15 protein-coding genes and 1 pseudogene are annotated in these 19,665 nt (G+C 56.5%); 2 read left to right on the top strand and 14 right to left on the bottom strand.

Annotation, left to right across the window (positions count from 1 at the left end; translation table 11 throughout):
* Positions 1–90: 90 nt before the first annotated feature.
* The 10 genes and pseudogenes from carB to IAE48_RS24260 all read right to left on the bottom strand — a co-directional run bounded on the left by carB (position 91) and on the right by IAE48_RS24260 (position 12,949).
* A complete protein-coding gene (gene carB / locus IAE48_RS09695; protein ID WP_094419334.1) occupies positions 91–3,315 on the bottom strand; it encodes a carbamoyl-phosphate synthase large subunit in 3,225 nt (1,074 codons plus the stop codon).
* 17 nt (positions 3,316–3,332) lie between these two features.
* A complete protein-coding gene (gene carA, locus IAE48_RS09690) occupies positions 3,333–4,481 on the bottom strand; it encodes a glutamine-hydrolyzing carbamoyl-phosphate synthase small subunit (protein WP_200134217.1) in 1,149 nt (382 codons plus the stop codon).
* Between the two features lie 455 nt (positions 4,482–4,936).
* Positions 4,937–5,758: a 4-hydroxy-tetrahydrodipicolinate reductase gene (dapB, locus tag IAE48_RS09685; protein WP_200134216.1), complete on the bottom strand. Its 822-nt coding sequence runs from the start codon at positions 5,756–5,758 to the stop codon at positions 4,937–4,939.
* Between the two features lie 153 nt (positions 5,759–5,911).
* Complete coding sequence (gene rihC, locus IAE48_RS09680; protein ID WP_200134215.1) at positions 5,912–6,826, bottom strand: ribonucleoside hydrolase RihC; 915 nt, start codon at positions 6,824–6,826, stop codon at positions 5,912–5,914.
* A gap of 75 nt (positions 6,827–6,901) precedes the next feature.
* The gene (gene ispH, locus IAE48_RS09675; protein ID WP_076768916.1) at positions 6,902–7,852 is read right to left on the bottom strand and encodes a 4-hydroxy-3-methylbut-2-enyl diphosphate reductase; all 951 of its coding nucleotides are present in this window, start codon (positions 7,850–7,852) and stop codon (positions 6,902–6,904) included.
* Positions 7,833–8,303 (bottom strand): FKBP-type peptidyl-prolyl cis-trans isomerase, encoded by a 471-nt coding sequence (gene fkpB / locus IAE48_RS09670; RefSeq protein WP_023480425.1) that lies wholly within the window; start codon positions 8,301–8,303, stop codon positions 7,833–7,835. Before fkpB ends, ispH begins: the two co-directional genes overlap by 20 nt.
* Positions 8,304–8,408: 105 nt before the next feature.
* The gene (lspA, locus tag IAE48_RS09665) at positions 8,409–8,909 is read right to left on the bottom strand and encodes a signal peptidase II (RefSeq protein ID WP_200134214.1); all 501 of its coding nucleotides are present in this window, start codon (positions 8,907–8,909) and stop codon (positions 8,409–8,411) included.
* On the bottom strand, positions 8,909–11,725 hold the full coding sequence (ileS, locus tag IAE48_RS09660) for an isoleucine--tRNA ligase (RefSeq protein ID WP_200134213.1): 2,817 nt from the start codon (positions 11,723–11,725) through the stop codon (positions 8,909–8,911). Before ileS ends, lspA begins: the two co-directional genes overlap by 1 nt.
* 45 nt (positions 11,726–11,770) lie before the next feature.
* Positions 11,771–12,712: a bifunctional riboflavin kinase/FAD synthetase gene (gene ribF, locus IAE48_RS09655; RefSeq protein WP_023480490.1), complete on the bottom strand. Its 942-nt coding sequence runs from the start codon at positions 12,710–12,712 to the stop codon at positions 11,771–11,773.
* 7 nt (positions 12,713–12,719) lie between these two features.
* Positions 12,720–12,949: pseudogene (locus IAE48_RS24260) on the bottom strand (DUF2575 domain-containing protein).
* 89 nt (positions 12,950–13,038) lie between these two features.
* Between IAE48_RS24260 and rpsT the strand changes: the two are divergent.
* A complete protein-coding gene (rpsT, locus tag IAE48_RS09650; protein WP_023480327.1) occupies positions 13,039–13,302 on the top strand; it encodes a 30S ribosomal protein S20 in 264 nt (87 codons plus the stop codon).
* A 48-nt stretch (positions 13,303–13,350) separates the two neighbouring features.
* Here rpsT and nhaR read toward each other — a convergent pair whose 3' ends face one another.
* The 4 genes from nhaR to dnaK form a co-directional block, all read right to left on the bottom strand.
* Positions 13,351–14,250: a transcriptional activator NhaR gene (gene nhaR, locus IAE48_RS09645; RefSeq protein ID WP_094419329.1), complete on the bottom strand. Its 900-nt coding sequence runs from the start codon at positions 14,248–14,250 to the stop codon at positions 13,351–13,353.
* A 20-nt stretch (positions 14,251–14,270) separates the two neighbouring features.
* On the bottom strand, positions 14,271–15,437 hold the full coding sequence (gene nhaA, locus IAE48_RS09640; protein ID WP_200134212.1) for a Na+/H+ antiporter NhaA: 1,167 nt from the start codon (positions 15,435–15,437) through the stop codon (positions 14,271–14,273).
* Between the two features lie 166 nt (positions 15,438–15,603).
* Positions 15,604–16,746, bottom strand: coding sequence for a molecular chaperone DnaJ (gene dnaJ / locus IAE48_RS09635; RefSeq protein ID WP_023480326.1), 1,143 nt, complete (start codon positions 16,744–16,746; stop codon positions 15,604–15,606).
* A gap of 85 nt (positions 16,747–16,831) precedes the next feature.
* Positions 16,832–18,757: a molecular chaperone DnaK gene (gene dnaK / locus IAE48_RS09630; protein WP_124969893.1), complete on the bottom strand. Its 1,926-nt coding sequence runs from the start codon at positions 18,755–18,757 to the stop codon at positions 16,832–16,834.
* Positions 18,758–19,055: 298 nt separating this feature from the next.
* Between dnaK and satP the strand changes: the two genes are divergently transcribed.
* Positions 19,056–19,622, top strand: a complete 567-nt coding sequence (gene satP / locus IAE48_RS09625; RefSeq protein WP_042715340.1) for an acetate uptake transporter — start codon at positions 19,056–19,058, stop codon at positions 19,620–19,622.
* Positions 19,623–19,665 lie beyond the last annotated feature (43 nt).

Raw genomic sequence — 19,665 nt, 5'->3', positions numbered from 1 at the left:
CATCCGGCAATAATGCCTGATGGCGCTGCGCTTATCAGGCCTACGAGATCCGGCCTACAAAAATTCGGGCCGGTAAACCGGCCCGCTCTGTTACTTATTGATCTGCGCGTGCATCTCCTGCACGGAGGTCACCTTCTCGGTGGCGTCGGCATTCAGCGCCATCGCGGTGGCGAAGCCGCCGTTCAGGGTGGTGTCGTAATGCACCTTGTACTGCAGCGCGCTGCGGCGAATCAGTTTTGAATCCTCAATCGCCTGGCGGCCTGCGGTGGTGTTGATGATGTAGGTATATTCGCCATTCTTAATACGATCCTGAATGTGCGGACGCCCTTCATGCACCTTGTTCACCAGGCGCGGGTTGATGCCTGCTTCGCCGAGCACAATCGCTGTGCCGTGGGTAGCATCCAGCTCGAAACCCTGCTTCAGCAGCTTGGCGGCGAGGTCAACAACGCGCTCTTTATCCCCTTCGCGCACCGACAGCAGCGCACGGCCACGCTTCTGCATGGTGGAGTTGCTGCCAAGCTGCGCTTTGGCGAACGCTTCAGCAAAGGTACGACCGACGCCCATCACTTCCCCGGTCGAGCGCATCTCTGGCCCTAACAGCGGGTCAACGCCCGGGAATTTGTTGAACGGCAGCACCACCTCTTTCACCGAGTAGTACGGCGGGATAATTTCGCTGGTGTGCCCCTGCGCAGCCAGGGTCTGGCCGGTCATCACGCGCGCCGCCACTTTCGCCAGCGGAACACCCGTCGCTTTTGAAACAAACGGTACGGTACGCGCCGCACGCGGGTTCACTTCAATCAGGTAGACGTCGTTATCTTTCACTGCGAACTGCACGTTCATCAGACCGCGCACCTGCAATTCAAACGCCAGTTTCTGCACCTGCTGGCGCATCACATCCTGAATCTCCTGGCTGAGCGTATAGGCTGGCAGCGAACAAGCGGAGTCACCGGAGTGCACCCCTGCCTGCTCGATATGCTCCATGATGCCGCCAATCAGCACGCTTTCGCCGTCGCAAATCGCGTCGACGTCCACTTCTACTGCGTCATCGAGGAATTTGTCCAGCAGCACCGGCGCATCGTTGGAGACGCTGACTGCGGTCATAAAGTAGCGACGCAGGTCGACTTCGTCGTAGACAATCTCCATTGCGCGGCCGCCCAGCACATAGGAGGGACGCACCACCAGCGGATAGGTGATCTCTTTGGCTTTCTCTACCGCCTGCTCCAGCGCCGTGACGGTGGCGTTAGCCGGTTGCAGCAGCTTCAGGCGCTCTACCGCCTGCTGGAAACGTTCGCGGTCTTCTGCGCGGTCAATTGCGTCCGGGCTGGTGCCAATAATCGGTACACCCGCCGCTTCCAGTTCGCGCGCCAGTTTCAGCGGCGTCTGGCCGCCGTACTGGACGATCACTCCCTTCGGCTTCTCGATACGCACGATTTCCAGCACATCTTCCAGCGTTACCGGCTCGAAGTAGAGGCGGTCGGAGGTATCGTAATCGGTGGAGACGGTCTCCGGGTTACAGTTGACCATAATGGTCTCGTAACCATCTTCGCGCAGCGCCAGCGAGGCGTGGACGCAGCAGTAGTCAAACTCGATACCCTGGCCGATACGGTTTGGCCCCCCGCCGAGCACCATGATTTTTTCGCGATCCTGGTTCGGGTTCGCTTCGCACTCCTCTTCATAGGTGGAGTACATATAGGCGGTATCGGTAGCGAATTCCGCGGCGCAGGTATCAACGCGTTTGTAGACCGGGTGCAGGTTGTACTGGTCGCGCAGCTTGCGGATCTCCGCTTCGCGCACGCCAACCAGCGTCGCCAGACGCGCATCGGCGAAGCCTTTGCGTTTCAGCTGGCGCAGGAAGTCGGCGTTCAGGCCGTTAATGCCCTGCGCGGCGACCTGCTCTTCCAGACGCACCAGCTCCTCAATCTGCACCAGGAACCAGCGATCGATATTGGTCAGGTTGAAGACGCCATCAACCGAAAGGCCAGCGCGGAAAGCGTCAGCGATGTACCAGATACGATCCGCGCCCGCATCTTTCAGCTCGCGGCGGATTTTGGTCAGCGCTTCCGGATCCTCAAGGCTTACTTTCGGGTCGAAGCCGGTGGCGCCCACTTCGAGACCGCGCAGCGCTTTTTGCAGCGACTCCTGCTGGGTGCGGCCAATCGCCATCACTTCACCAACGGATTTCATCTGCGTGGTCAGGCGGTCGTTAGCGCCAACAAATTTTTCGAAGTTGAAGCGCGGAATTTTGGTGACGACATAGTCGATAGAGGGTTCGAACGATGCCGGGGTACGCCCGCCGGTAATATCGTTCATCAGCTCATCCAGCGTGTAACCTACCGCCAGTTTCGCCGCCACTTTCGCAATCGGGAAGCCGGTCGCTTTTGAAGCCAGCGCTGAAGAGCGGGAAACACGTGGGTTCATCTCGATAACAATCAGACGACCGTTTTTCGGGTTGACCGCGAACTGCACGTTGGAGCCGCCGGTCTCCACACCGATTTCACGCAGTACCGCCATCGAGGCGTTACGCATGATTTGGTACTCTTTGTCGGTCAGGGTCTGCGCCGGGGCCACAGTGATGGAGTCACCGGTATGGATGCCCATGGCGTCGAAGTTTTCAATCGAGCAGACGATGATGCAGTTGTCATTCTTATCGCGCACCACCTCCATCTCATACTCTTTCCAGCCAATCAGCGACTCATCAATCAGCAGCTCTTTGGTCGGAGAGAGGTCGAGGCCGCGGGCGCAAATCTCTTCAAACTCTTCGCGGTTATAGGCGATGCCGCCGCCGGTGCCGCCCATGGTAAAGGAGGGGCGGATAATGCACGGGTAGCCGACGTCAGCCGCCACGGCCAGCGCTTCGTCCATGGTGTGCGCAATACCGGAACGCGCGGTATCGAGGCCGATTTTCTTCATCGCGATATCGAAACGGCGGCGATCTTCCGCTTTATCAATCGCATCTGCGGTAGCGCCAATCATCGTTACGCCGAACTCTTCCAGCACGCCCTGGCGCTCAAGCTCCAGCGCGCAGTTGAGCGCGGTCTGGCCGCCCATTGTCGGCAGCACCGCGTCCGGGCGCTCTTTCTCGATGATTTTGCGCACCACTTCCCAGTGGATTGGCTCGATATAGGTGGCGTCCGCCATTTCCGGGTCGGTCATGATGGTTGCCGGGTTGGAGTTCACCAGGATTACGCGGTAACCCTCTTCGCGCAGCGCTTTACATGCCTGCGCGCCGGAGTAGTCGAATTCACACGCCTGGCCGATAACAATCGGGCCAGCGCCAAGGATCAGGATGCTTTTTAGGTCTGTACGTTTTGGCATGGCTCTTTTTCTCCTGATTATTTGGCGGTATGACGATACTGCTCAATCAATTCAATAAAGTGGTCAAACAGCGGCGCGGCGTCGTGTGGGCCTGGGCTGGCTTCCGGGTGGCCCTGGAAGCTGAAGGCCGGCTTATCGGTGCGGTGAATGCCCTGCAGCGTGCCGTCGAACAGCGATTTGTGCGTGACGCGCAGGTTGGCAGGCATGGAAGCCTCGTCGACGGCAAAGCCGTGGTTCTGCGCGGTGATCATCACCGTATTGTTGTCGATATCTTTTACCGGGTGGTTGCCGCCGTGGTGACCAAACTTCATCTTCACGGTTTTCGCACCGCTCGCCAGCGCCAGCAGCTGGTGGCCGAGGCAGATGCCGAACACCGGGATGTCGGTTTCCAGGAAAGCTTTAATCGCGTCGATAGCGTAATCGCACGGTGCCGGGTCGCCGGGGCCGTTAGAGAGGAAGATACCGTCCGGATTCATTTTCAGTACTTCTGCGGCCGGGGTTTGCGCCGGGACTACCGTCAGGCGGCAGCCGCGATCCACCAGCATGCGCAGAATGTTGCGTTTTGCGCCGTAATCATAGGCCACAACGTGGTAAGGCAATTCGCTCTCTTGTTTCGCTTCCGGCAGCTCGTCCGCCAGCGTCCAGCTGCCCTGCGTCCAGCTATAGCTCTCCTGAGTCGTCACCTCTTTCGCCAGATCCATCCCGTTCAGCCCCGGGAAGGCTTTCGCTTTCTCCAGCGCCACGGTCTCGTCGAGGTTTTCGCCCGCGATAATGCAGCCGTTCTGTGCGCCTTTTTCGCGCAGCAGGCGGGTCAGCTTGCGGGTATCGATATCGGCAATCGCCACGATGTTATGGCGTTTCAGGTAGGAAGAGAGATCTTCAGTGCTGCGGTAGTTGCTGGGAATCAGCGGCAGGTCGCGAATCACCAGACCCTGCGCATGCACCTGAGAGGACTCTTCGTCAGCCGCGTTGGTGCCGACATTGCCAATATGAGGATAAGTAAGAGTGACGATTTGGCGGGAATAGGAAGGATCAGTGAGGATTTCTTGATAACCGGTCATTGAAGTATTGAAAACGACTTCCCCAACCGCCGTGCCCATTGCCCCTATGGCCCGACCGTAAAACTGGGTTCCGTCTTCCAGAACCAATAGCGCTGACTTAATCAAAACACCCTCCAGAGAATATTCACTCACTTTATTTGCATATTAATTCATATCAGGATGATGAATCAATGCAAATTTGCTGGCCGTGGATTTTTGGCAAACGGCGGCATTCTGGAGAGATGCGGGATAAAAGTCAACTTATGAGGCCTATTTTTCTTTCTCTTTTACGCCACTGCCTGCTTTTACAGGGTTTAAGAGATAAAAAAAGAAGATAAGCGGAGTCGGGAAAACGCTTGCGTGGGAAGAAAATTGCATCTGAGTTATGGTCGGTGTGAAAAACCAGACCAAATGGTCAAAATTTACATTTTAGAAACAAAAAATCACTCATAAAGTGTGTATTTTAGCGGTTTGAAAGGAAAAATCATTTATAGATGGTAAAATAAAAGGGCAATAAATTATTGCCCTTTGCAATCAATCCATTATGACTGCAACAACCACATCACGAAGGGTAAAAACGCTTACAGATTGTTGAGATAGAGGACGTCGCGCATATCAAAAAGACCGCTTTCCTTGTCTTTGAGCCATGAAGCGGAACGCACCGCGCCATTAGCGAAGGTCATGCGGCTTGACGCTTTATGCGTAATCTCGACACGCTCGCCAATATCGGCGAACATCGCCGTATGTTCGCCGACGATATCCCCGGCGCGAACCGTAGCAAAGCCAATGGTGCCAGGAACACGCTCACCGGTATGGCCTTCACGCGAATAAACCGCGCACTCTTTTAACTCTTTATTCAGTGAGCTGGCGATCGCTTCACCCATCGCCAGCGCCGTGCCTGATGGTGCATCCACTTTATAGCGGTGGTGCGCTTCGATAATTTCAATGTCGGTATAGTCGCCCATCACCTTCGCCGCTTTCTCCAGCAGCTTCAGCATGACGTTTACGCCAACGCTAAAGTTGGCGGCAAAGACGATGGCAATCTCCTGTGCCGCGTCGCTGATGGCCTGCTTGCCCGCGTCATCAAAACCGGTGGTGCCGATCACCATGGCTTTATGGTGCTGACGGCAAAACGCAAGATGGTGCAGCGTCCCTTCCGGGCGGGTGAAATCGATAAAGACATCGAAATCATCTTTTACTGCCTCAAGGCTGCTCTGCACCGTGACACCGCTTTTACCCGCGCCTGCGAGTTCGCCCGCATCGCTTCCCAGCAGAGATGAACCTTCCCGCTCCAGCGCTGCACCAAGGGACACGCCCTCCATAGCCAGCGCCGCCTGAATCAGCTGTCGGCCCATACGACCGCCAGCGCCCGCGATGGCTACGCGGATTGCTGCATCATGCATAGTTGTGCTCTTTTGTTAATTAAATGCGTAAAAATCGTTTCCAGATTAACCAGCCCATCGCTGAGCCACCAGCCGAAAACGTCGATAATTAGAAATTAATGATATACACCAGCAAATATCAGTAAAAGGCATGACAAGAGCCTGGCTTCGTTATTAAGGTGCCAGCGCCAGCACCCCGGCGAACCATGTACGAAAACCCTCAACATCCATATCCAGCGCTACCTGCGCATTGGCGGGCATCCCCAGCTTGCCGTCGATATCCACCACCGTCGCGCCCGTAGTGAACTGCCCCTGCGTCTCAACCGCCACAAAGCAGGGTTTGAGGGTAAAGAGATCCGGGCGGACCAGGTAAACGATAGCGCAGAGATCGTGCATGCGCTGCCCGGTCGCCATGCTGCCGCTACGGTAGTGGCTGAAAAGCGCATGCAACATTTTGCCGGTGCGGTTAAGGGTGGGAAGCGTGGCCAGAAACGCGGGCGAAAGGGTCGCGTGGTTGGTGACATCCAGGCCGCACATGACGATATCCAGCCCGCTGGCAAAAACGCGCGCCGCGGCGTCGGGATCGACGGCGATATTAAATTCGGCGCTCGGCGTAAAGTTACCGCGCCCGGCGGAGCCGCCCATCATCACCAGCCGACGAATGTTGAACTGGCACTCCGGGTAGTGGGTAAGCAGCAGCGCGATATTGGTCAGCGGGCCGATGGTCACTAGCGTAATGGGTTCAGGCGAGGCCATAAGCAGGTCGCGGATCGCCTGAAAAGCCGGGATTGCCAGCGGCTGGCGTGCATGTTCAATAAAGTCGTAGCCATCCAGCCCCGATTCGCCATGCACATTTGCCGCGCTGTAGAGCGGGCGCAGCAAAGGCGTAGCGGCTCCCTGTGCCAACGGGACATCTGCGTTCCAGAAGTGAAGCAATTGCAGCGCGTTGCGGGTGGTTTTCTCCAGCGAAACATTACCGGCAACAGTGGTGATCAGTTTCAGATCGCACTCAGGTGCGAACAGCGCGGCGGCAATCGCCACGGCGTCGTCAATACCGGGATCGGTGTCGAGAATGATTGGCAGACCCATAGCCCCTCCACGAAAAATGGTCAAAAAAAATGCCAGACTCAGTCTGGCATCTTCGCATAACCCTCGGGAAAAAGGTTACTCGACTTCGCGAACCTCGACCCGCAGCTCTTTTGGCACTTCGAAGACGATATTCTCTTCGCGCCCTTCAAGCGGGATGGCCTCGCCGCCGCCCAGCTCCTGCAGGCGGGTAATCACGTTCTGCACCAGAATATCCGGCGCGGACGCGCCAGCGGTAACGCCGACACAGGCAATACCCTGAACCCAGCGCTCCTGGATATCAGAGGCATCATCAATCAGATAGGCCGCTTTACCCATCCGCTGCGCCAGCTCGGCGAGCCGGTTGGAGTTGGAGGAGTTTTTCGACCCGACTACCAGCACCACTTCCGCCTGTTCAGCCAGTGCGCGCACCGCTTCCTGACGGTTGGTGGTGGCGTAGCAGATATCATCTTTACGCGGCCCGACGATCTGCGGGAAACGCACGCGCAGAGCGTCAATGACGTCAGAGGTATCATCGACGGAGAGCGTAGTCTGGGTCATAAACGAGAGTTTGCCCGGATCTTTGATCTCAAGCGTCGCTACATCGTCCGGCGACTCAACCAGATACATGCCCCCTTTCGGGTTGCTGTACTGACCCATGGTGCCTTCCACTTCCGGGTGACCGGCGTGGCCAATCAGGATCGCCTCTTCGCCACGTCGGCTGGCGCGTGCCACTTCCATATGCACTTTTGTGACCAATGGACAGGTGGCATCGAAGACCGTTAAATCACGGCTTTTCGCTTCGTTGCGCACCGCTTGTGAAACGCCGTGCGCCGAGAAGATCAGGATCGCGCCGTCCGGCACTTCGCTTATCTGCTCAATAAAGATGGCGCCGCGCTCGCGCAGGCTGTCGACCACGTAGCGGTTGTGCACCACTTCGTGACGCACGTAAATCGGCGCGCCGTAGATCGCCAGCGCGTTTTCAACAATGCTGATAGCGCGGTCAACGCCAGCGCAAAAACCGCGCGGGTTAGCCAACAGGATCTGCATTTGTCTCCTCCAGTGCCGGATCGACTTCCAGCACATCGATATCAAAGTGGACGGTTCTGCCCGCCAGCGGATGGTTGAAATCGACGGTAATCGAATCACCGTTGATTTCACGGATCACGCCCGGCATTTCGCTGCCATCCATTGCGGTAAAGAGCATAATCGCGCCGATTTCAGGCTCACCGGCGTCCATAAATTCACGGCGCGAGAAGTACTGGATCAGGTCCGGGCTCGGCGTGCCGAAAGCGGCATCCGGCTCAAGGGAAAAGACCTTTTTCTCCCCGGCCTTCAGGCCAAGCAGATGTTGCTCCAGCCCTTCGGAAAGGGAACCGTCGCCAAGGCGAAACAGCGCCGGCTTACCGTTGTTGCGTGTGGATTCGGCAAGTGAACCATCTTCGAGCTTGAGCGTGAAGTGCACCAGCACTGCGCTGTCGCTCTGTACGGATTTAGACATGCAGGTTGCTCTTATGTGATAGCGAATGTAGGACCCGGGTATATTGCATGCCGGATGGCGCTACGCTTATCCGGCTTAATAACCGGGCCTACAACGCTTTATGGCTTACGCCTGTTTTTTCACTGCGGCGGAGGGTAAAAACCCTTCCAGCACGATCAGCGCCGCGCCGATACAGATTGCAGTATCGGCAAGGTTAAAGGTAGCAAAATGCCAGTCGCCCACATAAAAATCGATCATATCGACGACAAAGCCATGCCACAGACGGTCGAACAAGTTACCGAGCGCGCCGCCAATAATCAGCGCATAGGCGATGTTATTCAGCTTTTGCGACGCTTTAGCGCGGTACATCAGCACCGACAGCACCACGCAGATACCGATAGCGATACCCGCGAAGAACCAGCGTTGCCAGCCGCCACTGTCGGCGAGGAAGCTGAATGCCGCCCCATAGTTACGCGCATAGTGCAGGTTTAACGACGGGAACAGAGAGACCGTCTCCCCCAGAGCGAAGTTCTGGAGGATCAGGTATTTACTGCCCAGATCGATAATCAGCACCGCCACGACCAGCCATAGCCAGCGCAGCCCTGTTGAAAAGATCGGTTTACTCATCAGGCAAACTTACGTTTTTCGCCGTCACCGGCGACGTTGCTAACACAGCGTCCGCAAATTTCTGCGTGTTCCGCCACCTGACCGACATCATGGGTGTAATGCCAGCAACGCGGGCACTTCTCACCATCGGCTTTACTCAGCGCTACTTTCAGCCCTTTGAGCAGTTCGCTCTGCTGTGCATCCGCAGACGCGCTGGCATAATCCTCAACCTGCGCGCCGGAGGTCAACAGGACAAATCGCAATTCATCGCCCAGCGCCGTCAGTTTCGCCGCCAGCTCCGGCTGCGCGAACAGCGTCACCGTCGCTTCAAGGGAGCCGCCCACTTTCTTATCGGCACGCGCCTGCTCGATCACCTTGTTGACTTCGCCACGCACTTTCAGCAGCTCGGCCCAGTAGGCGTCGTTCATCGCTTCGCTGTCCGCGAGGCCAAACAGGCCTTCGTACCACTCGCCGGTGAAGACATACTTCTCGCGATCGCCCGGCAGGTAGCCCCAGATCTCATCCGCAGTGAAGGACATGATCGGTGCCATCCAGCGCACCAGCGCTTCACAGATGTGATAGAGGGCGCTCTGGCAGCTGAGACGCGCGCGGCTATCCGCTTTCGCGGTGTACTGGCGGTCTTTAATGATGTCGAGATAGAAGGAGCCCATCTCCACGGAGCAGAAGCGCATCAGGCGCTGCACCACTTCATGGAAGTCGTAGGATTCGTAGGCTTTCAGGATATCTTCCTGCGCCGCTTTCGCGCAGCCGACAGCCCAGCGATCCAGCACCACCATATCTTCCGGTTTCACCATATCTTTCGCCGGATCGAAACCGTTAAGGTTCGCCAGCAGGAAGCGCGCGGTGTTACGGATACGACGATAGCTATCGGCGGCACGCTTGAGGATCTCGTCGGAAACGGCGATTTCACCGGTGTAATCCGTTGATGCCACCCACAGACGCAGAATATCCGCGCCGAGTTTGTTCATCACATCCTGCGGCGAAACGGTGTTGCCGATGGATTTCGACATCTTACGGCCCTGGCCGTCAACGGTGAAACCGTGGGTCAGCACCTGACGATAAGGCGCTTTGCCCTTCATCGCTGTCGAGATCATCAGGGAGGACATAAACCAGCCGCGATGCTGATCCGAACCTTCCAGATACATGTCTGCTGCGTTGCCTGCAAACTCCGGGCGAACGTCGACGACGGAAGCGTGGGTTGAACCGGAGTCAAACCAGACATCCAGCGTATCCGGCACTTTGACATAGCAGTCGGCGTCATCGCCGAGGATGTCGCGCGGGTCGAGATCCCACCAGGCCTGAATGCCGTCAACTTCAACGCGTTTTGCTACCTCTTCCATCAGCTCCAGCGTACGCGGGTGCAGCTCTTCGCTATCTTTATGGACGAACAGCGACATCGGCACGCCCCAGGTGCGCTGACGGGAGATACACCAGTCAGGGCGGTTAGCGACCATCGATTCGATACGTGCCTGGCCCCAGTCCGGGATCCACTGCACACCTTTGATCTCCTGCAGCGACTGCGCACGCAGCCCTTTTTGATCCATGCTGACGAACCACTGCGGCGTGGCGCGGAAGATGATCGGCGACTTGTGACGCCAGCAGCACGGATAGCTGTGCTGCATCTTCTCGACGTGCAGCAGCGCGCCTTTCTCGGTCAGCAGCGCCACGATGATGTCGTTCGCTTTGAAGACGTTAATGCCGTCCAGCGTCGGGTAGGTGCCCGGCAGATAGCGACCGTCCGGGCCAACCGGGTTGGCAATTTCCAGACCGTACTTCTGGCTGATGGTGTAGTCGTCCGGGCCGTGACCACCGGCGGTATGCACCGCGCCGGTACCCGCTTCCAGCGTAACGTGATCGCCAAGGATCGCCGGCACGTCGAAATCGAGGAATGGGTGTTTGAAGCGCATCAGTTCAAGCTCAGCGCCGTTGACCGTAGCCAGCACGCGATAGTCGCTGATGCCGGTGCGTTTCATCACGCTCTCAACCAGATCTTTTGCCAGGATCATCGCCTGACCGTCAACCTGCACCAGCGCGTACTCAAACTCCGGAGAGAGGGAGATAGCGCGGTTAGCAGGAAGGGTCCACGGCGTGGTGGTCCAGATAACCAGCGAAACCGGGCCGTTAACAGAATCAACGCCGAATTTCGCTTTCACCGCCTGCTGATCGACGGCCTGGAAGGCGACGTCGATAGAAGGTGAGGTTTTGTCGTAATACTCAACTTCCGCTTCCGCCAGCGCGGAGCGACAGTCGACGCACCAGTGCACCGGTTTAGCCCCTTTCAGCAGGTGGCCGTTACCGATGATTTTGCCCAGCGCGCGGATGATATTGGCTTCGGTTTTGAAGTCCATGGTCAGGTAAGGGTGCGACCAGTCGCCGAGCACGCCCAGACGGATAAAGTCTTTGCGCTGCCCGTCTACCTGCGTGGCGGCATATTCACGGCACTTGGCACGGAATTCGGCGGCGGTAAACTTCTCACCCGGTTTGCCGTACTCCTGCTCGACTTTCAGTTCGATCGGCAGACCGTGGCAATCCCAACCCGGAACGTAAGGCGAGTCATAACCTGCGAGCCCTTTGGACTTCACAATAATGTCTTTCAGAATCTTGTTAACCGAGTGACCAATATGAATGCTGCCATTCGCATATGGAGGGCCATCATGCAGAATGAAGGTTTTTTTGCCTTTTTTCGCCGCACGGATGATGCCGTAGAGGTCATCATCAGTCCAACGCGCCAGCATTCCCGGTTCGCGTTTGGCGAGATCGCCACGCATTGGGAACCCTGTTTCCGGCAAATTCAGGGTAGATTTATAGTCACTCATTAGATTCTCGGTTCCGTATTTCGGTTTGATTAATACCACCAGGCCTTAAGAAGCCGGTTTAGATAGCCCAAAAAACTCACGGGCCGCTACCTCATCTCGGGCGATTTGCGCCTTCAGTTCATCGAGGGAAGCAAAGCGCTGTTCGTTACGTATTTTTTTACGCAGTACTACGTCTATATGGCGACCATAAAGGTCCATTGCAACATCCAGCAGGTGCACTTCCAGCTGCTGGCGAATACCTGCCACCGTCGGACGGGTACCAATATTGGCAACGCCCGGCAGCAGTGTGTCGCCGAGACCCGCCACTTCAACCGCGTAGACCCCTTTTACCGGGGAGACCTGGCGGCGCAGCGGCACATTCGCCGTTGGAAAACCGATGGTGCGCCCCAGCGCATCGCCGTGGACAACGCGCCCGGAGATGCTGAACGGGCGGCCAAGCAGATTCTCGGCAAGCGCCAGGTCGTCGTTCGCCAGCGCCTGGCGAATCGCGGTGCTGCTCACCCGCACGCCGCCTTCGCAGAAGGTTTGCGTACTGGTGACGTCAAAGCCATATTTCTCGCCGGCCTTCTGTAATAACAAGAAATCCCCCTGGCGACCAGCGCCAAAACGGAAATCGTCACCGACTGCCAGAAATTTCACACCGAGGCGGTCGACCAGCAGGTCGCTGACAAAGGTTTGTGCGGTCAGCGCCGCAAAACGCCTGTCGAAGCGCAGGCAGAGAACATACTCCACGCCGCATTCGGCCAGCCAGCGAAGCTTCTCGCGCAGACGCGTCAGCCGCGCGGGAGATTTCTCTCCGGCGAACAGCTCCAGCGGCTGCGGTTCAAAAATCATCACCACCACCGGCAGGCCACGCGCGCGCCCTTCTGCGCCCAGCCCCTGTAGCAACGCCTGATGACCGCGATGTACGCCGTCGAAATTACCAATAGTCAGCACACACCCGTGCGGTGCATGACTGAGGTTATGTATGCCGCGTATCAGCTTCATGTCTGGCTCAAAACAGTGAAAATCGTCGGATTATACCTTGTACAGCGGGCAACGTTAACCGGCGATTGCCTTATCGCGCCAGAAAGGAGAGGCTTTTCATCAGGCTGCCGCTGGCTGTGGTGAGAATCTGCCGTTATGCACGATTTTTCTGGTGGAAAAGCTGTATTCGCGACACGCAAGCTGTTAGAATCCTGCGCCATCACTACGTAACGAGCGTCGTTGCTTAACGGCGCTTATTTGCACAAATCCATTGACAAAAGAAGGCTAAAAGGGCATATTCCCCGGCCTTTGAATTGTCCATAAAGATCATATTTGGGAGTTGGACCTTGGCTAATATCAAATCAGCTAAGAAGCGCGCCGTTCAGTCTGAAAAGGCTCGCAAGCACAACGCTAGCCGTCGCTCAATGATGCGTACTTTCGTTAAGAAAGTATACGCAGCAATTGAAGCTGGCGACAAAGCCGCTGCGCAGAATGCATTTAACGAAATGCAACCGATCGTGGATCGTCAGGCCGCTAAAGGTCTGATCCACAAAAACAAAGCAGCGCGTCATAAGGCTAACCTGACCGCGCGTATCAACAGCCTGGCTTAATCGCTTCGCTGTTCGCTTTGTAAAAAAAACCCGCTTCGGCGGGTTTTTTCATTTCTGGCGGAGCGCGAAGAGCGCCGAGTAGTCGCGATTGCAGATGCGCTGCACCGCCGGATGCTGGATCATCCGTTCAGCAAAAATCGCGTGATACTCCTCCTGCACGTTGTCGAGCCGGCCGATCTCCACCATGCGCGCATCGGCATAGAAGTCGTCGCCATACGAGGTCGGCGCAACAAAAATGGCGTCATGTTTCGCGCCAAAGGCCTTCATCAGCGCAGCATCATCAAACTCGCCGAGGATCTCCACCTGCAGGTTCTGCACATGAAACCAGTTCATTAACTTGCGGCCGAGCATTGAGCGGCGACCGGGAATTAATAACCGACGCGTTTCAAGGCAGGCGGGAAACGGCAGAACGGGCACCGGGCCGCTGCTCCAGAAGCTGACGCTGCATTCGCCAATCTTCACCGAGAAGAGCCCCTCCTGCTGCGCAGAGTCGATGGGGCAGTCCGAGATAATCATATCGAGCTTATGCTGGCTTAACTGCTCCAGCAGCAGCTCGTGCGTCGATTCAAAACAGCGCAGGTGAATCGGCTCGCCCTCCTGCACGGCGGCATCAAGGATACCGCTCACCAGCCGCTTTGAGAGCGCATCCGCCACGCCGACATCAAACAGCAGGTTCGCCTCTTTGCGGTAGTTGATGATATCGAGCATCTCCTGGCTTAAGGCGAACATCTTATCCGCATAGCGAAACACCAGCTGACCCAGTTCGGTAGCTTCCAGCCCGCGCCCTTTACGTTTAAAGAGCTTGCCCTGTAGCCGCTCCTCCAGCGCTTTGATCTGCCCGGTGATCGTCTGCGGCGTTAAATAAAGCGCCTCCGCCGCGCCAACGACGGAGCCTTCCCGGTAGACATGCCAGAAGTAGTACAGATGGTTGTAATTGATATATGACATGGCGCTTTACCTTTTGGTGACTACGCCGTGCGGATAAGGCGCGTACGCAGCAGGCAGTAACCCGCCACGGCCGAGATAACCGAGCCGGTGAGAATGCCCAGTTTGCTCCAGGCGATCATATCGGCATGCGCATCACCAAAGGCGAGTGACGAGATAAAGATCGACATGGTAAAGCCGATACCGCACAGCACACCGACCGCCATAATCTGTTTGAACACCGCGCCATGCGGCAGCTTCGCCAGTTTCAAACGCAGCGCCAGCCAGCAGAAGAGCGAAATACCGAGCGGTTTACCGATCACCAGGCCAGCAATAATCCCCAGCGGCAGTACATCCGTCAGGCCGGAGAGCGACATACCGGTAAGAGGAACCCCGGCATTGGCAAAAGCAAACAGCGGCAGAATAAGCCAGGCGACCCACGGGCTAATCGCATCACTCAGCTGATGTAACGGCGATACGCCATTCTCTTTTTTCAACGGCACAAAGAAACCGACGATAACGCCCGCAAGCGTGGCATGTACCCCGGATTTCAGCACCGCCGTCCACAGCACGACGCCCACTAACATATAGAGACCGATGCGGCGCACATTGAGTGCATTCATGATTGCCAGCACGGCGATAGCGGTGGCGGCAACGCCCAGCGCCAGAGTCGAGAGATCGCTGGTGTAGAAGAGTGCGATAATCACAATCGCGCCGAGATCGTCAATGATCGCCAGCGCCATCAGAAACACCTTCAGTACCGGCGGGACGCGATTACCTAACAGCGCCAGCACGCCAAGGGCAAAGGCAATATCGGTCGCGGTAGGAATGGCCCAACCGTGGCTTGCCAGCGGGTTATGACCATTAAACAGCAGGAAGATCAGCGCGGGTGCAACCATTCCACCCAGCGCGGCAATCACCGGGAATACCGCCTGCTGACGGCTGGCGAGCGTCCCCTCAACTAGTTCATACTTCACTTCCAGACCGACCATCAGGAAAAAGATCGCCATCAGCGCATCGTTAATCCACAACAGCATGTCTTTATTGATCTCAAGCGAGCCGACTTTCAGCTGGACTGGGGTCTGTAAAAACGAGCTGTAAATCTCCTGCGTCGCGCCGAGGTTCGCGCAGAGCATGGCCAGCGCGGCGGCACAAATCAGCACGATGCCACCTGAGGCATCGCTATTTAAAAAACGGTGCAAAAACTTCATCGGATTCTCCCACTCCCTGTAACGTCGTGGCGGCTATCTTACTCCTCGCTACTCTTCGTTAAAAACAGATTATTATTGCTTATTTGCTCTGTTTTCCCGAGGTATACGAGCGGGCAAAAAAAAACCCGGCAGCGCCGGGTTGATAAAGAGAGGTGATGCGGGACGCTTAGCGCGTCAGATCGTCGAAGAATTTTTTCACGCCGTCGAAGAAGCTTTTGGAGCGCGGGCTGTTGTTTTCCCCCGTCGGGCCACCAAAGCTGTCCTGCAGATCCTGCAGCAGCTGTTTCTGCTTCTCGTTCAGGCCAACCGGCGTCTCAACGACTACGCGGCACAGCAGATCGCCCTGCGCGCCACCGCGCACGGATTTCACGCCTTTACCGCGCATGCGGAACAGCTTGCCGGTCTGGGTTTCGCTCGGCACTTTCAGCTTCACGCGACCATCCAGCGTCGGCACTTCGATTTCGCCGCCCAGCGCCGCCATAGCAAAGTTGATCGGCACTTCGCAGTAGAGGTTATTGCCTTCACGCTCGAAGATCGGGTGCTGTTTCACCTGCACCTGAACGTAGAGATCGCCTGCCGGCGCGCCGTGCTCGCCCGCTTCGCCTTCGCCGCTCAGACGAATACGATCGCCGGTATCCACCCCTGCCGGGATCTTCACGGAGAGGGTTTTGGATTTCTCAACGCGACCGTGGCCGTGACATTTGTTGCACGGATCTTTAATCAGCGTACCGCGGCCCTGACAGTGTGGACAGGTCTGCTGTACGGCAAAGAAGCCCTGGCGCATCTGCACCTGGCCGGAGCCATGACAGGTCGGACAGGTCTGCGGCTGGGTACCCGCTTTTGCGCCGCTGCCGTGGCAGATGTCGCACTCTTCCAGCGTCGGGATGCGGATCTCTTTCGTGACGCCGCGTACCGCTTCTTCCAGCGTCAGCTCCATGGTGTAACGCAGATCGGAACCACGCGCCGCACGTTGACGACCGCGACCGCCGCCGAAAATGTCGCCAAAGACATCGCCAAAGATGTCGCTGAAGTCGGCACCGCCGCCAAAGCCGCCGCCGCCGTATCCACCGCCACCGCCGCCCTGCTCAAAGGCCGCATGACCATACTGATCGTACGCCGCGCGTTTCTGGGGATCGGTCAGGACCTTATAGGCTTCGTTGATCTCTTTGAATTTGCTTTCGGCCTCTTTATCGCCCTGGTTGCGGTCCGGGTGAAATTTCATGGCCAGGCGTCGGTACGCCTTTTTGATCTCAGACTCTTCGGCCGTTTTCGACACGCCGAGAATCTCGTAATAATCTTGCTTCGCCATCGGTTTATCTGCCCCTTAACATACGAGCACGGGCGTGGAGAAAACTCCGACGCCCGTGCTGGTTATCTACCCTGCATGAGGGCGATTACTTTTTGTCTTTAACTTCTTCGAACTCGGCGTCAACCACGTCGTCATCTTTCGCCGCGTTGGCGTTGTTCGCAGAAGCATCAGCGCCGCCTGCCTGCTGCTGTGCGTGCTGCTGCTGGGCGATTTCCATCAGTTTCTGGGAAACCTGTGCCAGCGCCTGCATTTTCGCGTCGATGGCCGCTTTGTCTTCGCCTTTCAGCGCGGTTTCCAACTCGCTCAGCGCGGACTCGATTGCAGTTTTGTCTTCAGCCGGCAGTTGGTCGCCTGCTTCTTCAACCTGCTTACGGGTGCTGTGCAGCAGATGATCGCCCTGGTTACGGGTCTGTACCAGCTCTTCGAACTTACGGTCAGACTCGGCGTTCGCTTCCGCGTCACGCACCATTTTCTGGATTTCATCCTCGTTCAGACCAGAAGAAGCCTTGATGGTGATCTTCTGCTCACGGTTGGTATTCTTGTCTTTCGCAGAGACGTGCAGAATACCATCGGCGTCGATATCGAAGGTGACTTCGATCTGCGGCATGCCGCGCGGTGCCGGGTTGATACCGTCGAGGTTGAACTGGCCCAGCGATTTGTTATCGGAGGCGCGTTTACGCTCACCCTGCAGCACGTGGATGGTTACCGCAGACTGGTTGTCTTCCGCAGTAGAGAACACCTGGCTGTGCTTGGTCGGGATGGTGGTGTTTTTGTTGATCAGCGGAGTCATCACGCCGCCCATGGTTTCGATACCCAGCGACAGCGGGGTAACGTCCAGCAGCAGAACGTCTTTAACTTCACCGGTCAGAACGCCGCCCTGAACCGCAGCACCGATAGCAACTGCTTCATCCGGGTTCACATCTTTACGCGGATCTTTGCCGAAGAACTCAGCCACTTTTTTCTGCACCATCGGCATACGGGTCTGGCCACCGACCAGAATCACGTCGTTGATGTCAGAAACGGAGAGGCCCGCATCCTGCAGCGCAACTTTCAGCGGCTCGATAGAACGGCTTACCAGGTCTTCGACCAGGCTTTCCAGTTTCGCGCGAGTCACTTTGATGTTCATGTGTTTCGGACCGGTCGCGTCTGCGGTGATGTACGGCAGGTTCACGTCGGTCTGCTGTGCAGAAGAGAGCTCGATTTTCGCCTTCTCTGCCGCTTCTTTCAGGCGCTGCATTGCCAGCGGATCGTTGCGCAGATCGATACCCTGATCTTTCTTGAACTCTTCCACCAGGTAGTTGATCAGACGGCTGTCGAAGTCTTCACCACCGAGGTGGGTGTCACCGTTGGTCGCCAGTACTTCGAAGGTTTTTTCGCCGTCAACATCGTCGATTTCGATGATGGAGATATCGAAGGTACCGCCGCCCAGGTCGTATACCGCGATAGTGCGGTTGCCGGTCTCTTTATCCAGACCGTAAGCCAGCGCAGCCGCTGTCGGTTCGTTGATAATACGTTTTACTTCCAGGCCCGCGATACGGCCAGCGTCTTTGGTCGCCTGACGCTGCGCATCGTTAAAGTAAGCCGGAACGGTGATAACCGCTTCAGTTACCGGTTCACCCAGGTAATCTTCCGCCGTTTTCTTCATTTTTTTCAGCACTTCAGCAGAGATCTGCGGCGGTGCCATTTTGTTGCCTTTCACATCAATCCAGGCGTCGCCGTTGTCGGCTGCCATGATTTTGTAAGGCATGATAGATACGTCACGCTGGACTTCTTCGTCCTGGAAGCGACGGCCAATCAGGCGCTTGATCGCAAACAGCGTGTTTTGCGGGTTCGTCACTGCCTGACGTTTAGCCGGCTGACCTACCAGAGTCTCGCCATCCTGTGTGTACGCAATTACGGAAGGCGTGGTGCGATCGCCCTCAGCGTTCTCAAGCACGCGCGCCTGAGCCCCATCCATGATGGCTACACAAGAGTTGGTTGTCCCAAGGTCGATACCAATAATTTTACCCATCTAAACGTCTCCACTAAAAATTCGTCATCAGCTGGTTGTGAACCTGTAATAAGGGCAAACCTCACGGTTTCAACTGCCCTGTATTGATTTTTTTGCAAGCCCACAAAATGCGGTTGACTACAAGATGGGGTCGCCGCGCCGCGCATCAAGGGGGAGACAATAAAAAAATATTTAATTTCCACCTGTTCAGATCATAGACAGGCCGGATGGCGCTATTTATGATGCCGCGCCCCGCTTGCAGAAAACGCCCGCGGGGTAATTATTTCTCCCCTTTATCAATTGATTCTTTTGAGGAATTATGGGCAACACTAAGTTGGCTAATCCGGCTCCGCTGGGCTTAATGGGCTTCGGCATGACCACTATTCTGCTTAACCTGCACAATATTGGTCTATTCCCGATGGATGTCATTATCCTGGCCATGGGCATTTTCTATGGTGGTATCGCACAAATTTTTGCCGGCCTGCTTGAGTATAAAAAAGGCAACACCTTCGGCTTAACGGCTTTTACCTCTTACGGTTCTTTCTGGTTGACGCTGGTAGCAATTCTGCTGTTCCCGAAAATGGGGCTGACAGAGGCGACCAACGGCCACTTCCTCGGCGTCTATTTAGCCATCTGGGGCGTCTTTACCCTGTTTATGTTCTTCGGCACGCTGAAGAGCGCGCGCATGTTGCAGTTTGTCTTCCTGAGCCTGACGGTGCTGTTTGCGCTGCTGGCAGTGGGACATCTGGCGGATAACGAAAACATCGTTCATATCGCGGGCTGGATTGGCCTCGTCTGCGGTGCCAGCGCGATCTACCTTGCGATGGGTGAAGTGCTGAACGAACAGTTTGGCCGCACCGTGCTGCCGATTGGCGAAAAGCACTGATTCGTTCAAGTGCCAGCAATAAAAAACGGAGCCTGAAGGCTCC

It is taken from the genome of Kosakonia sp. S57, from assembly GCF_016516575.1.
In the GTDB taxonomy this organism is placed as follows: domain Bacteria; phylum Pseudomonadota; class Gammaproteobacteria; order Enterobacterales; family Enterobacteriaceae; genus Kosakonia; species Kosakonia cowanii.
This window is presented reverse-complemented; position numbering and strand designations above follow the sequence as displayed.